Source organism: Sporosarcina sp. FSL K6-6792 (assembly GCF_038004885.1).
Classification (GTDB): domain Bacteria; phylum Bacillota; class Bacilli; order Bacillales_A; family Planococcaceae; genus Sporosarcina; species Sporosarcina psychrophila.
Genome location: NZ_JBBOSA010000001.1, coordinates 3,380,686 through 3,394,940, shown reverse-complemented (window position 1 = coordinate 3,394,940; position 14,255 = coordinate 3,380,686). Strand labels below are relative to the sequence as shown.

17 protein-coding genes are annotated in these 14,255 nt (G+C 42.8%); 4 read left to right on the top strand and 13 right to left on the bottom strand.

Translation table 11 applies throughout. The features are described from left to right. Positions 1 to 127 precede the first annotated feature (127 nt). The 3 genes from MKZ26_RS16665 to MKZ26_RS16655 are packed head-to-tail and all read left to right on the top strand — an operon-like array spanning position 128 to position 3,196. A complete protein-coding gene (locus MKZ26_RS16665) occupies positions 128 to 1,147 on the top strand; it encodes a Bug family tripartite tricarboxylate transporter substrate binding protein (protein ID WP_370569925.1) in 1,020 nt (339 codons plus the stop codon). 54 nt (positions 1,148 to 1,201) lie between these two features. Then, positions 1,202 to 1,651 carry a tripartite tricarboxylate transporter TctB family protein gene (locus MKZ26_RS16660; protein WP_338654845.1) on the top strand — a complete coding sequence of 150 codons (450 nt, stop codon included), beginning with the start codon at positions 1,202 to 1,204 and terminating at the stop codon, positions 1,649 to 1,651. A gap of 18 nt (positions 1,652 to 1,669) precedes the next feature. Beyond that, on the top strand, positions 1,670 to 3,196 hold the full coding sequence (locus MKZ26_RS16655) for a tripartite tricarboxylate transporter permease (RefSeq protein ID WP_067213428.1): 1,527 nt from the start codon (positions 1,670 to 1,672) through the stop codon (positions 3,194 to 3,196). A gap of 297 nt (positions 3,197 to 3,493) precedes the next feature. Here MKZ26_RS16655 and moaA read toward each other — a convergent pair whose 3' ends face one another. From moaA to MKZ26_RS16625, 6 genes are read right to left on the bottom strand one after another with little or no spacing between them, the layout of a single operon-like run. Continuing rightward, positions 3,494 to 4,504, bottom strand: a complete 1,011-nt coding sequence (gene moaA, locus MKZ26_RS16650; protein WP_067213432.1) for a GTP 3',8-cyclase MoaA — start codon at positions 4,502 to 4,504, stop codon at positions 3,494 to 3,496. 4 nt (positions 4,505 to 4,508) lie between these two features. Further along, positions 4,509 to 5,081, bottom strand: a complete 573-nt coding sequence (gene mobA / locus MKZ26_RS16645) for a molybdenum cofactor guanylyltransferase (protein ID WP_340766848.1) — start codon at positions 5,079 to 5,081, stop codon at positions 4,509 to 4,511. Beyond that, on the bottom strand, positions 5,078 to 5,311 hold the full coding sequence (gene moaD / locus MKZ26_RS16640; protein ID WP_067213436.1) for a molybdopterin converting factor subunit 1: 234 nt from the start codon (positions 5,309 to 5,311) through the stop codon (positions 5,078 to 5,080). Before moaD ends, mobA begins: the two co-directional genes overlap by 4 nt. After that, entirely contained in the window at positions 5,308 to 5,754 is a 447-nt protein-coding gene (locus tag MKZ26_RS16635; protein ID WP_187046079.1) for a molybdenum cofactor biosynthesis protein MoaE, read from the bottom strand. The genes moaD and MKZ26_RS16635 overlap by 4 nt, the downstream gene beginning before the upstream one ends. Continuing rightward, positions 5,741 to 6,253: a molybdopterin-guanine dinucleotide biosynthesis protein B gene (gene mobB / locus MKZ26_RS16630; protein ID WP_338654840.1), complete on the bottom strand. Its 513-nt coding sequence runs from the start codon at positions 6,251 to 6,253 to the stop codon at positions 5,741 to 5,743. Before mobB ends, MKZ26_RS16635 begins: the two co-directional genes overlap by 14 nt. Further along, complete coding sequence (locus tag MKZ26_RS16625) at positions 6,250 to 7,506, bottom strand: molybdopterin molybdotransferase MoeA (RefSeq protein ID WP_340766847.1); 1,257 nt, start codon at positions 7,504 to 7,506, stop codon at positions 6,250 to 6,252. The genes mobB and MKZ26_RS16625 overlap by 4 nt, the downstream gene beginning before the upstream one ends. A 61-nt stretch (positions 7,507 to 7,567) precedes the next feature. On the opposite strand from MKZ26_RS16625, the gene moaC reads away from it, so the two are divergent. Further along, positions 7,568 to 8,059 (top strand): cyclic pyranopterin monophosphate synthase MoaC, encoded by a 492-nt coding sequence (gene moaC / locus MKZ26_RS16620; protein ID WP_067213447.1) that lies wholly within the window; start codon positions 7,568 to 7,570, stop codon positions 8,057 to 8,059. A gap of 215 nt (positions 8,060 to 8,274) precedes the next feature. Here moaC and MKZ26_RS16615 read toward each other — a convergent pair whose 3' ends face one another. The 7 genes from MKZ26_RS16615 to MKZ26_RS16585 all read right to left on the bottom strand — a co-directional run bounded on the left by MKZ26_RS16615 (position 8,275) and on the right by MKZ26_RS16585 (position 14,253). Beyond that, entirely contained in the window at positions 8,275 to 8,790 is a 516-nt protein-coding gene (locus MKZ26_RS16615; protein ID WP_231885732.1) for a MogA/MoaB family molybdenum cofactor biosynthesis protein, read from the bottom strand. 15 nt (positions 8,791 to 8,805) lie between these two features. Beyond that, complete coding sequence (locus tag MKZ26_RS16610; protein WP_340766846.1) at positions 8,806 to 9,825, bottom strand: ThiF family adenylyltransferase; 1,020 nt, start codon at positions 9,823 to 9,825, stop codon at positions 8,806 to 8,808. 59 nt (positions 9,826 to 9,884) lie between these two features. Next, positions 9,885 to 11,378: a nitrate/nitrite transporter gene (locus MKZ26_RS16605; protein ID WP_067213451.1), complete on the bottom strand. Its 1,494-nt coding sequence runs from the start codon at positions 11,376 to 11,378 to the stop codon at positions 9,885 to 9,887. A gap of 147 nt (positions 11,379 to 11,525) precedes the next feature. Next, positions 11,526 to 12,053: a hemerythrin domain-containing protein gene (locus tag MKZ26_RS16600; protein ID WP_340766845.1), complete on the bottom strand. Its 528-nt coding sequence runs from the start codon at positions 12,051 to 12,053 to the stop codon at positions 11,526 to 11,528. Between the two features lie 18 nt (positions 12,054 to 12,071). Next, on the bottom strand, positions 12,072 to 12,719 hold the full coding sequence (locus MKZ26_RS16595; protein ID WP_067213456.1) for a response regulator: 648 nt from the start codon (positions 12,717 to 12,719) through the stop codon (positions 12,072 to 12,074). Beyond that, positions 12,716 to 13,789 (bottom strand): ATP-binding protein, encoded by a 1,074-nt coding sequence (locus tag MKZ26_RS16590; RefSeq protein ID WP_340767674.1) that lies wholly within the window; start codon positions 13,787 to 13,789, stop codon positions 12,716 to 12,718. The genes MKZ26_RS16595 and MKZ26_RS16590 overlap by 4 nt, the downstream gene beginning before the upstream one ends. After that, a complete protein-coding gene (locus MKZ26_RS16585; RefSeq protein ID WP_340741024.1) occupies positions 13,789 to 14,253 on the bottom strand; it encodes a GAF domain-containing protein in 465 nt (154 codons plus the stop codon). The genes MKZ26_RS16590 and MKZ26_RS16585 overlap by 1 nt, the downstream gene beginning before the upstream one ends. Positions 14,254 to 14,255 lie beyond the last annotated feature (2 nt).

Sequence of the window (14,255 nt, the reverse complement as noted above, 5' to 3'; positions counted from 1 at the left end):
AATGATGTTTACTCTCATTATCGAACTTATAAACGATAACTTTTAATTGAATAAATATTCTGATAGATTGATGACAGCGAATGAAAACGCTGTCATCATTTTTAATTATAAGGGGGATTACATGAAGATGTGGAAGAAACTTACGACGGTTGCCCTAGCAAGTATGCTGGCACTCGGCCTCACAGCATGTTCTGCGGATGAATCTGAAGGAAAAGTGGAAGGCGCTACCTCGAAATATCCGGAGAGTAACATAACAATTGTCGCTCCATCCGGCGCAGGCGGTGGATGGGATTTAACTGCCAGAGCGATTGCAAAAACGATGAGTGAAACAAAGCTAATCGATAAGTCAATCGTAGTTGAAAACAAACCCGGCGGCGGTGGTGCTGTTTACATGGCAGAATTTGCAACAAAAGAACTAAAAAATGATCATGTCCTTCTTGTAAAATCTCCGCCAATCTTAATCAACAATAACAAAGCGGAAGGAAACAGTGCTTACGGCTATAAAGACACAACACCATTGGCTCAACTGACGCGTGACTACGGAGCTATTGTCGTCAAGGCGGATTCGAAGTTCAATTCATTGAAGGATGTACTAGAAGCAATTAAGAAAGACCCGAAATCGGTAACACTTGCCGGCGGATCGGCTCCGGGATCGATGGACCATCTTGTCGGCGTCTTGCCCGCATTTGAATATGGAATTGATCCAAAAACAGTAAAGTATGTATCGTATGATGGCGGCGGAGAGGCAGTCGCAGCATTGCTCGGTGGAAATGCAGACGTCATCGCCACAGATGCCTCCACTATTGGGGCGTATCTGAAATCCGGCGATGTCCGTGTCCTCGCTGTCAGTTCTTCCGAACGGCTTGGCGGTGAATTGACAGAAGTCCCTACATTTAAAGAAGAAGGAATTGACGCCGAATTCACCATTTGGCGCGGCATCTTCGGTCCAAAGGAAATGTCGGAAACGGCTTATGACTATTGGTCCGAGAAGCTAGAGAAAATGGTGGAATCAGATGAGTGGAACGCAGAATTAGAGAAAAATGGGTGGGAAAGCGAGTACCGTAATGCTGACGACTTCACTACCTATTTGGAAGAACAAGATAAAGTGATCGTGGAATTGTTAACGGCACTTGGAATGCAGAAATAACATTATTCGGGCGGCTTCAGCGCCGCCTTTTCTTTTAGGGAGGTGTCAAAGACTATGAGTAAAACGTTCGATCGATATGCCAGCATCGTCTTTTTACTAATCGGTCTCTTATTTGTAATCGAAAGTCAAAAAATTTCGGACAGTGCTTACGGATCATCAGTTGGACCGAAAATCTTTCCAATGTGGCTTGGTATTATTTTAATTCTTTTAAGTTTGAGATTGCTATTCGAAACATTTAAATACAAATCTGAAACGACAGCTGGAATGAAGCTTCAATACAAGAAATTCCTTATTATTATTGGCAGCGCGGTTTTGTATGCATTTCTATTGGAAATGGTCGGATACGTCATCTCAACGTTCTTATTTTTACTCATCTCTTTCCAAACAATGGAACGTGGCCGATTACTGCCCTCCTTCATCATTGCAGCGGCATTTTCATTTGGAATTTATTATTTGTTCGCGAAACTTCTTGGCGGGTCATTGCCAGGATTTCCTGTATTTTAGCGTGAAGGGAGTTAAGCTATGAGCACTTTACAGTTTTTAGCCGATGGTTTCAGTGTTGCTTTTCAATGGCATAATCTATTATTTGCATTCGTCGGGGTCATAATCGGCACGGCTGTCGGCGTGTTACCCGGCATCGGTCCAATGAGCGGTGTTGCCCTTCTCATCCCCGTTACTGCAACCATCACTTCTGGAATGCCGACAGAAGCAGCCGCTGCCAGTTCAATCATTTTACTTGCCGGAGTCTATTATGGAGCAATGTATGGAGGTTCTACAACATCGATTTTACTGAACACCCCTGGTGAATCTTCGTCTGTCGTCACGACGCTCGACGGTTATCAAATGGCTAGGCAAGGGCGTGCCGGAGCAGCTTTGGCTATCTCGGCAATCGGCTCATTTTGCGCCGGAATCATTTCGCTAATCGGTCTGGTCTTATTAGCGCAACCTCTTTCCAATGTCGCAATCAAGTTCGGCCCTGCAGAATACTTTTCCTTAATGCTATTGGGTTTGGCTGCTGTAAGTGGACTTGCTGGAAAGTCGATGACGAAAGCATTGATGATGACTGTTTTCGGACTTATGCTTGGAACAATCGGCATTGACGCAGTTTCAGGAATTGCCCGCTTTACATACAACCAGCCTATTCTTTTTTCCGGATTGGAATTTTTAACAATTGCTGTTGGATTGTTTGCGCTTGGTGAAGTATTCAAAACGGTATTGGAACGCGATGAAGAAGACGGAGCCATTGCAAAAATCAATCGCATCCTCCCGACAAAACAAGATATGAAAGACAGCGCAGTTCCCATTGTACGCGGTTCCCTACTAGGATTTTTCATCGGGGTACTTCCAGGCGCCGGGGCAACACTCGCATCTTTCTTCTCCTATATAACAGAGAAAAAGTTCAGTAAAAATCCCGAAAGCTTCGGAAAAGGGAACATTGCCGGAGTAGCGGGTCCTGAATCTGCCAATAATGCTGCTTCAGGGGGCGCAATGATTCCTTTACTTACATTAGGAATCCCTGGTTCCGGTACAACAGCCATATTAATGGGCGCACTTATCATGTATAACATTCAGCCTGGCCCCCTTCTCTTTGACGAACACCCGGATATCGCATGGGGGCTCATTGCAAGTATGTTTATCGGCAACTTGATGCTGTTAGTACTGAACATGCCGCTCGTTCGTGTGTTTGCAAAAATCATTCAAACGCCTAAGAAGTACTTATTGCCTATTATTATCGCCATTTCATTTTTCGGAGTTTATGCCGTACAGTACACGACTTTCGATTTATACTTGTTGCTTGGTTGTGGTGTAGCGGGTTATTTACTATCAAAAAATGATTATCCGGTAGCTCCATTAGTTTTGGCACTCGTATTAGGTCCAATGATTGAAAACAACATGAGGCGAGCACTCACCATTTCGAACGGTGAATTCAGCATCTTCTTCACAAAGCCGCTATCGCTTGTTTTCATCATAGTAGCTGCATTATGGCTTCTTGTTCCAATGTTGCTGAAACTCAAAGGACGCTCAGTCGTCGTGGAAGATGAAGGTTAATAGCGAACGTATATTTCGAAAGCGGATCGCCTTAGATGTAAGGCGATCCGTTTTTTTATTAAAGAGTGTAAGCAACGTTTTAAATAGACTTAACAACGTTTCCACGAAACTTCACAACACTTGAACAACTTAACAACGTTTTGCCCAAACTAGGCGACGTTGCAACTTAAGTTCCAAACGTTTTAAATGGACTTCGCAATACTCCCGTGAAACTAAGCAACAGTCTCATAAAACTAAACAAAGTCAGCATCCCCCTCCGTCTCTCTCCATAATAAAAAGCGTCGCCGCAGCAACGCTTCACCCACCTATATAACTCATACCAATCTTTTTCCGATTCTTCGCTGTCTGTTCAGTTCGCTCATCTGAATAACGGTCTCCACGGTTTTGCCACACGCCTGTAATGACTTCCAACAATTCTGCGTCTGTCAGTCCACTGCGAATTAATTCACGCAGATCGAACCCTTCTGATGCGAACAGGCACGTATACAGTTTACCGTCCGACGACAGTCTGGACCGCGTACATGTTGAACAGAATGATTCTGATACAGACGTGATAAAACCGACTTGTGCTCCATTATCCAAGTAACGATAACGTTTTGCAACTTCTCCGTAATAGTCTTCTTCCGCCGGTTCGATATCATAAACAGCACTGATCATTTCGTAAATTTCTTTTTTCGTGACAACCTTTTCAAAGCTCCATCCATTATCATTACCGACATCCATAAATTCTATGAACCGCAACGTAATATCACGCTCTTTAAAATAAGCGGCCATTGGTAGAATTTCTTCCTCATTTACGCCTTTTTGAACAACCATGTTCACCTTGATTTCAAAGCCGATCTTTTGTGCATGATCGATATTGGCTAGTATCAGTTCTGGTTTAATTCCGCGTCCATTTAATTTACCGAATGTTTCCGGATTAAGTGCATCGAGGCTCATATTCAAACGACGCAGACCTGCATCATAAAGAGGTTGTGCGTATTGTTTCAACAGTACACCATTCGTCGTCAACCCTATATCTTCAATTCCTTCAATCTTCATCAGTTTTTCAACCAGTTTTGGCAAATCGCGCCGCATAAGCGGTTCGCCGCCCGTCAAGCGGAGTTTTTTCACACCAAGTAACGCAAATAGCTTCGCGAACCGTTCAATTTCTTCAAATGAAAGCAGTTCGTTCTTGGGTAGAAAAACATAATCATCACCAAAAACTTCTTTTGGCATGCAATAGGCACATCTAAAGTTACAGCGATCCGTTACGGAGATTCGGAGATCCCGGATCGGACGTCCGAGCTTATCTTTAACTGTTTCCATTTCGTCATCCCCTTTCCAGGGTATCCGGCGTATTCACGTTCGTGAACATCCGTTTTTCATCGTCAGTCAGAACGCTTCCTTGAACCCACGCTGTAGTACTAATAGAAAGTAATTTCATTACACTCAGTTGGTTGTTTTTCAAGGCTTCTTTCACTGCATTTTTCATTTGCGTATCCCAGATAGACACGAGAGGATGATATCTACCATCCGAAATGACAGCCGTGACACATTCGTTATGAAGCGTTATCAACTTCGATATAGCCTTATCATCTACAAACGGCATATCACACGGCAATACTACATAGCGGTTCGCTTCCACGGATTCCATCGCGGACAGAATCCCTGCAAGCGGACCGAGTCCAGCATATTCCACTTTATCAGTCATCAGGTTTTCACCATCACCAAATTGTTCCATTAGTTCAGGTAGTGTCACAATAACAACCTCGTCACAGGATGCCGACATTGCTTCGACTGCAATTTTATAAAAGTACTTATCTCTGAGTTTAGCAAATGCTTTCGGTGAACCGAACCGCCGCGACAATCCGCCCGCCAGAACGATGCCTACTGTCTCATTCATCCCCCGCTCACAGGTGGGATGAATGCACAAATATCTCCCGAATGAATGACATCTTCCTTTAGGGCATATTCTTCATTCACTGCAACATGCACTGTATCTTTCCCAAAACCCGGATACATCATTTCCGCCCAGTCCAGCAGCTCGCGGACAGTCATCGATTCCCGTTCGATGGTTTCTTCCGCCTTGCCGGTCAATTCGCGCAGCCTTGCAAAATAGTTCACTTTAATCACTTTTGTTCGCCTCCTTTTTCAGGATACTTTTTTTGACCGCCAATCCATTCTTCGCCGTCTTCCCAGATTTCCTTTTTCCAGATAGGGACTATTTCCTTAATGCGTTCAATTGCATACTCATTCGCTTCATATGCTGCTTTCCGATGAGGGGAGGAAACTGCAATGACTACCGCAATATCCGAGATATGCATTTCCCCAATCCGGTGAGCAATCGCCACTTTCACGCCTGGCCATTTCGCTTCCATTTCTCCACCGATTTCCGCCAGTTTTTTTTCGGCCATTGGTACATAGGCTTCATATGCCAAATATAATGTTCGGACCCCGTGTGTCCATTCCCGGACATGTCCTGTGAAAACAGTGACAGCTCCTGCTCCAGCATGAAGGACATAATCAGTATATTTTTGCGGTTCAATCACTGTTTCAACAATTTCAAACGGTTTCATTGCCATCCTCCTTTTCAATCCAGTCAAGTAGCCACGAATCGAGTTGTTCAACATTCTGCGCAGATTCAATATGTGAACTAACAGCTGTAATTTCTGGACATCCGATAACTAGCTGTATGCCATCCAATCTGCTTAACGATTCCCAATCCCCGGCATCCCTAAGAAGGACTACTTTCTCCCCTTGTTCTTTCTTATACCCTTCAATGAGCAGAATATCCGGTTTTCCGATTGCTGCCAGCACCTTAAGCTCGGCAAATTCGGGCTCTTCATTCAACAGGATTTGAACCGCACCCCCACCTGCAACAACTGAAACGTCTGCCCCACTACCAAAAAACTGCATCGTATCCGTCGATGGATTTGGCATGGCAGGCTGCCCACCGTGGCCATGATGCTTTAATACAGCGACTGAAAGTCCTTTGTTTTTCAATAAACAAATCCATCTCGATGTAAGTGTCGTTTTGCCACTATTTTTATAACCGACAACTTGAAGTGTCTTCATAATACCCACTCACTAACGCCTTGCTCAGAACCGAGCAGCAAAATATCAACATGGGTTCCTGCTGTGTAACCGCGCGTTCCGCTTGGAAGAGCGATAAGGCAATTTCCCCGGGCAATCGATGATACTGCATTTGATTTATTAAAGCCTGCGGGTACTGCAACAATACCTTCCGATGTCATTTCCCAGAATGCACGAATGAAGCGGGTAAAAGGGTTCGGCTTTCCGAAATCTTCACCTAATATCGCTTGCATGCGCGGCATATACGGTGTGTTTGCACCTTGCATAGCAAGAATGGCAGGTCTAGCGAATAATTCAAAACCCGTGAAACAAGCAGACGGATTTCCCGACAGACCGAATAATAGCTTTTTACCAAGCACGGCGACCGTCGTTACACTACCCGGACGCATTGCAACTTTGTTGAATAGGACCTTAGCTCCCAGCCTTTCATAGATTGTGGGTAAATGATCATAATCACCAACAGAAACACCGCCTGTCGTAATAAGTACATCTGTTTCAATGAGAGCTTTTCTGACGACTTCTGTGCATGCATCTAGATCGTCTTCTTGCATGCCATATGATTTGTAACCTAATCCCATACGAGTTAACTGGGCAGCTATCATCGATCCGTTCGAGTTTCGTATTTTTCCAGGGGAAAGTTCATCTGACACATTTAGCAACTCCGTTCCCGTTGAAAGAATTCCAACAACTGGTCGTTTCGCAACTTTGACTGTTGCATAACCAAATGTCGCTAATAACGCGATTGTACCGGGATGGATAAATGCTCCCGATTCAACAAGGAGTTCCCCCTCCTTTGCGTCTTCACCCTTAAAGGATATATTTTCCCCTTCGCTAAACGGTTTACGCAATGTAAAACGATCTTTTCCTTCTGTCGTCTGTTCGAGCATGACAACCGCATTGGCATTATCCGGTATCGTGGCACCCGTCATGATTCTGTATGCCTCTCCAGGACCTACTCCACGAGCTGCTACATGACCCGCACCAATTTCACCAATTACAGTGAAAGGTATACGATTATCTCCAGAAGCACCCTCTGTGTCCTTTGCACGGACAGCGAATCCATCGTATGGCGATCTGTCGAATGATGGGACATCATGCTTTGCGATAATCGGTTCCGCAAGTATTCTTCCGTATGTATGTTCAAGTGGAATCGTATCAGTTCCACCTAGATAGCTATGTTCCATGACGAGTCGAACAGCCTCAGATACTAAGATAGGCTTTCTCATTTCTACCATGTAGATTCTCCTCCTTCTGCTATACTGAATGTATTAGATATGTACGAAAGGAATGACTCCATTGTCAGAGCTCACACATTTCAACGAACAAGGCCGTGCAAAAATGGTCGATGTTTCCGACAAAGCAGAAACCACTCGAACAGCTATCGCAAAATCGTCCATCATTGTTAATGAAACAATTCATTCACAAATCACAGAAGGTACCAATAAGAAAGGCGATGTATTCGCGGTCGCTCAGGTCGCGGCAATCATGGCAGCAAAAAGTACATCATCCATAATTCCTATGTGTCATCCGATCCCACTGACAGGTGTTAACATCCATTTCGAATGGAATATAGATAAATCATCTGCTCATTATGAAGTATTGATTGAAGCGGAAGTGAAGACAAAAGGTGTGACCGGTGTTGAGATGGAAGCACTTACTGCTGCCTCCGCTGCTGCACTCACTATTTACGACATGTGCAAAGCGGCCGGCAAAGAAATGGTTATTGGACCAACAATGCTATTACGTAAAACAGGTGGAAAAAACGGCGATTACGAAAGACAATTCTAATTCTCTTCCACGACTCACTTCAGGTGAGTTTTTTGGTCAGTAGAACCAATTTTATAATAGTGGATTTTGTATTGAAATCCTTACAAGGTTGATTTACACTCCAGGCGGACGCCTTCCGTTACAATCAACGGAACTCATCCATGCAAACTAATAATCGATATAGAAATTTCGTTAGCGTTAGGTTTTTATTTAAAATAAGTAATTACGGAATTAAGTTAGTCCTCTAGATGTTTGGTAAGTTCATGTACAATATGGTGAATTTCAGGCAAAATTAGCTTGTCCATTGCAAGTTCCACTGCTTTAACGGATCCGGGAAGCGCGAAAAACACCTTCTCTTTTACCACGCCTGCCGCAGCCCTGCTTAATAGCGCCTTTGAACCTACATCTTCTGTATAGCTAAGGTAACGGAATAACTCGCCGAATCCATCAATCGTTTTTGTGAAATAGGTCGACACAGTTTCAATAGTAACATCACGAAAACCAATGCCCGTCCCGCCTGTAGAAATAATGCCATGAACGTTAGGATTCCGTAGCCATTCTTCGACAATTGATTCAATTTCCATCGCGTCATCCTGACAAAGCCATGTTTCAAATACATGATGACCTGCCGATTCAAGCTTTTGCCGAATTGTCCAGCCACTGCGATCATTCGAGACATTACGCGTGTCACTCGTCGTCAGTACGCAAAAAGTGAGTTTCTTCTCTTTGTCCGATTCATTCAAATGTGACAATCTGATTCCTCCCTTTCATCCAAAAAATTGATGGTACAATTTACGTCCTATCTTTATATCCTTTAATCCATGAATTAACAAACGACCATTGCCAAATAGAATACAGCGATAACTATCCGCATTAAATTCCACAAAAAATGGTGTCACTTTATAGGGTGACCCCAGCCTTTTAGCGACTGTTTCCCCATCCTCAATCGTCAATGTGCGGTTTGCGTTCGGAATGATTTGCACTGTATCCCTACCGCATAACACTGCGTATCCGGTATCTTCTGCTCGATGCAACGCCGGGAAGGTCGGTGTATTTCCGCATGTCTCACATACTTCGTTTCGCATACGGGAAATCCCTGCTTCTATATGCTTATTGTTCCATACATCAAAATGGAATAGCTTCTTGCGCATTGCATCTTTATTCCCCGTTAACCATTTCAGTGCTTCTGCACTTTGATGTGCCGCTGTAATTTGAACAGCAGGCGCAATGATTCCTGACGTATCACACGTTTCATTAACCGACGGTAAAACCGGTAGCAAACAGCGGAAACAAGCTGACTCGCCTGGAATGAATGGAAAAACTGTACCTGAACTGCCTACACACGCACCATAAATCCAGGGAATATCTTTTTTCCATGCAATATCATTTATCAACAGACGCGTTTCAAAGTTATCCGTCGCATCCATGATTAAATCAGCGTCATCAATAATTTGTTCCATAATGGATCCATCCACATGATCAAGCACGGTTACGATTTCAATGTCTTCCCGAATCATTTTCAAACGAGCTTCAGCAGCAACCACTTTCGGTATGCCGTCCCGTGCATCTTTCTCGGTAAATAGCTGTTGTCTTTGCAAGTTAGACGGTTCTACATAATCTCGATCTGCAATCGTCAGTTTTCGCACTCCACCACGGACAAGTGTCTCTGAAACAGCTGAACCTAAAGCCCCGCACCCAATGACAACAACGTGGGAAGAACTTAACTTGTCCTGTCCTAATTTCCCAATTGGTTTGAACAGCGTTTGCCTTGTATAGCGATTTTCCAATGTCCACTCCTCCTATAAATTGAAGCGAGGGCTACCGGTCTTTACGACCGGATGCCCTCTTAGCCTCGCGGCGTTATATCACTGAATGTTCCGACGTAACGAGTTACATCTCCGGAACCATCCTTCACCGCACTGATTGACAGCAGTTCAAGGTATTCTTCGCCATTTTTACGTTTATTCCATATTTCACCTTGCCATAATCCATCTTGACCAATTTGACTCCACATAGACGTGTAGAATTCTTTCGAGTGTCTACCTGAACTGTACATATTCGGATTACTTCCAATCACTTCTTCTTCGGTATATCCTGTCAGCCTTGTAAAAGCAGGATTCACAGACTGAATTGTTCCCGAAGCATCTGTTACAAGAATCCCTTGACCCGTTGAATTGAAGACTTCTGCAGACATGCTAAGTCGATCCATATAATAAAGCCAAATGACAAGGACCAAGCTCGCAAGTGCAACTTGAGAGAATGCCATGAAACCGATTGAATAGGAACCTGTCATCGAATGAATAATCGATAGTAGTAAAGGTGGGAAAAATCCACCAAGCCCCCCCATCATCGATACAATCCCATTAGCAATTCCAGCTTGTTTGTTGAAGTAAAACGGAACAAGTTTGAAGATTACACCATTACCTATTCCTGCTGCAACAGCAATTAACATACTACCCGCTGTATATAATGCAATAGTAGGTGAAAATGCGAGAATAATAGCTGCAAATGTAAGTCCTGCAAAGACACCCATCAATAAGAACAACGGTTGGAATTTGTCAGCAAGCCATCCTCCGACCGGGCGCAGGAATGTTGCCACTGCAATGAAACCTGCAGTTCGCATGCCTGCATCCACTTTTTCCAGTTCGAAGTATGTGACCAAAAAATTCGGTAAAAATATTGTAAATGCAACAAACGAACCGAATGTAATGAAATAAAATAATGAGAAGAACCACAGTTTTTCATTTTTATAAACGCCTTTAATTTGCTCAAGTATCGGTGTTTTCACTTTCACTTCCTGCTTGTCACCAAATATGAAATTCAAAGCCGCGAAGATAAGCAACAGTACGAGATAGAATTTGACGGTCATTGACCAACCGACTTGTGTGGCAATTACTGGCGCAGCAAACGTTGAAATTGCAGTACCCATATTCCCCATACCGTAAATACCATTAACGAGACCATGCTTCTCTTTCGGGTAATACTTAGGTAGCGATGTTACACCCACGGAGAATACAGCCCCCCCGATTCCGAGGAACGTACCGCCAACGATCAAATCCGCGAACGTTGAAGCAGCACTTATGTAAAATACCGGAAACAGGAGTAAAATGAAACTCACAAAAAAGATAATTCTTGCGCCAAATATATTTGCATAATAGCCAAGTGGAATTCTAAGGATAGACCCCAAAACGACCGGAACAGCAGTTACAATCGCAAGTTTTTCGGCAGGAATAGCAATATCTTCCCGGATGAATGGCAATAGTGAGGATATGAGTACCCATACCATAAAACCGACTACTAAGTTCGCCGTCTGCAATGGAAGTTGTAATTTTTTATTCATTCAAATCAATCCCATCATTGTATTTTGAATGAAACCGACATTGATTCCCTGCTTTAATTATAATTGAATTAGTTCAGTGTAAAATAGTAGGTAGTCCCCGATAACCTATAAGGGTTTTCCCTACATCTAGCAATTTACGCAATATGCTTAAAGAATCGAAGTATATAATTGTTCATAGAGTTTATCCTGCTCTTTGATAGTAAGGATATTATTAACCATTAAAAATAGTACAGATTCTTCTTTCACAAAATGAACAGTGATAACCTCAAATGCTTCTGCGGCGTCTTGAACAACCTTCTTCATTTCCTCCAGCGTAAAGTGGTTTACATCACCGCGTGTGTGATGAAGAAAATGACCGATGTAGGCATCAATTTCACCATGTTCTTCCTCCGTTGCATTGACTGGTCCCTGTTCTGAACCGACGTATTGGGCAAGCATTGGAAACAAAAATTCTTCTTCTTTGTCTGTATGATTCTTTAACGGTTCAATGAAATCAACGATGAGTTTCCGAAGTGACTTCAATGCTTCGTGGCCTTCTTTGACAGTATAGATATCCCGTTCAAAAGCCAGAACAATTGTATGCCAGCCACTCATTAAATACTCTAAATAGCGATGTTCATTTTCAAGCACACGTAATGCTGGTAAGTCGAACTTGAACTTTTGTGCCTCAGCCATTTGAAACACACCTTTCTGCTAAAAGTTTAATAGTTTTTTGCGTAACGCATATTCAACGAGTTCAGGTCTGCTTTTCAACTGCAGTTTTTCCATAATCCTAGCTTTGTGCGCTTCGACAGTCTTAACAGAAATATATAGTTTCTCTGCAATTTCTTTGTTTCCAAACCCTTTTGCCGCAAGCGGAAGAACTTCAATTTCGCGTTTTGTTAAGATCTTGAAAGGATCATCTTCTACCACTTCCGTGCCCTTTTTAACAAACTCACGGACAAGTGAAGTGGTCATAGCAGGATGAATATACGTATCACCGGCGTGAACTGTACGTATTGCGGCAAGTAATTCACCATCGGGCGCATTTTTTAGAACATAGCCCGATGCTCCATTTTTTAACACATGAAATAAATACTCTTCATCATCATGCATTGTCAAAATAAGAATTTTTGTTTCTGGAAAATCTTCATTAATTTTACCGGTAGCAATTAGACCGCTCTCTCCGGGAGGCATGCTTAAATCCAACAGCAATACATCTGGTCGGTACTTTGCGACTAAAGCATATGCTTCTAGACCATCTGCGGCAGTGGCAACGACTTCCATATCACTTTGGAAATTCAGGATATGCATAAAGCCACTACGAACGACGGCGTGGTCATCCGCAATAATTATTTTCATTTGCTATCCTCCCCTTCCTCAGACGCTCTAAGTGGGATTTCCAATCGTACAGAAGTACCTTTACCAATACTCGATTGAATAACGAACTGGCCATTCACCAGTTCTGCTCGTTCTCTCATTCCATAAAGGCCAAGACCCGTACCAATTGGATTGATTTTATTTTTATCAAATCCTGCACCCTTGTCATACACACTCAATTCAAGGTTTCCTGAACGTTCAAACAACCGAACGTAAACTTCATCCGTTTCTGCATACTTAAGCGCATTGAGAATGGACTCCTGGCAAATCCGATAGACAACTGTCTCAATTTCACCTTCATATCTTTTAGCTTCAAGTTCAGCAGTAAAATGAACGATTAATCCATAATTTTTCTCAATCCATTTAAAATGTGTCCTAAAAGCAGCCTCGAGGCCAAGGTCATCTAAAGTAGCTGGTCGTAACTCAACAGACAAGTGACGAATATCATCCAGTAAACGCATCAATGAGCCTTCCGCTTGTTGAATCTTTTTGAGTACTTCAGAATCGACATTCATGTATTTCAACACACGCAAGTCAACAAGGGAACTTAACATTTCCTGGGCTACGCTATCATGTAATTCCCTCGACAACCTCTTGCGTTCATCTTCTTGTGCTTTAATGACATTTTTCATCATGGTTTTCTGGTTAAGTGTTTCTTGTGTCTTGTACTGCTTCGTCAAATCTCTCAACATGAAGACACGAATTCCATTTTCTTCATCGATGGTCTGATAACTTGCCGTGTACGGAGTTATTCCTTTGCCTTGCGTGTCCAGGTAAACTTGAAATGAGCTGAAATCTTTTTGTGGACTTACCAAATAGCAGGATAGGCATGTCTGAAGTTCCGATTCACTTGTATACCCTTTACAAGACATGCAAATTGCTTTTACATCTCCCGCAATCATTCCATTCAGTACTTCCGCACCTATAATAAGTTCCGCCGCACTATTCATAGCAATTACTTTTCCAGCTGAGTCAAAAAAGAAGATGGCCTCAGCTGAATTGTCGTACATTTTCATTAACAAGTCTGTCAACTGAAAACTCCCGATTTGCATCACTGTTTTACCATCTCCTTATTATAATACGGACCGAATCTCAGGCCGACATGATTTATAAAGCCTGAAAATTCTTCTGCAGTCATCCTTTTTCCCTCTCGATAAGCTACAAGTAACACACCATGGACGCGATTATATTTATAAAGAGGTATCGCTCCAAAACTTTTTAAGTCTTCTGCAATAATAATTGGATAGTTAAACAGATCCATTGAATCAAGTTCCAGGTCTCTATCGTGAACAAAAAATGGTTTTCCTGATTTAAAAACATGCCCTGCAACACCTTTTCCAGTTTGCAAAGTGATACGTTTATATCGGTTGCTACGATTGCCTGTTACGTATTTCCATTTCTGGACGAAACGCATTTCCGCTGACTCAACAAGAGCCAGAGCGACAAAGTCGAAACCAAAAATCGATTGTAACCGTTCTATTTCTTGCTGATAATCAAATCTTAATTGTTCATCCATTG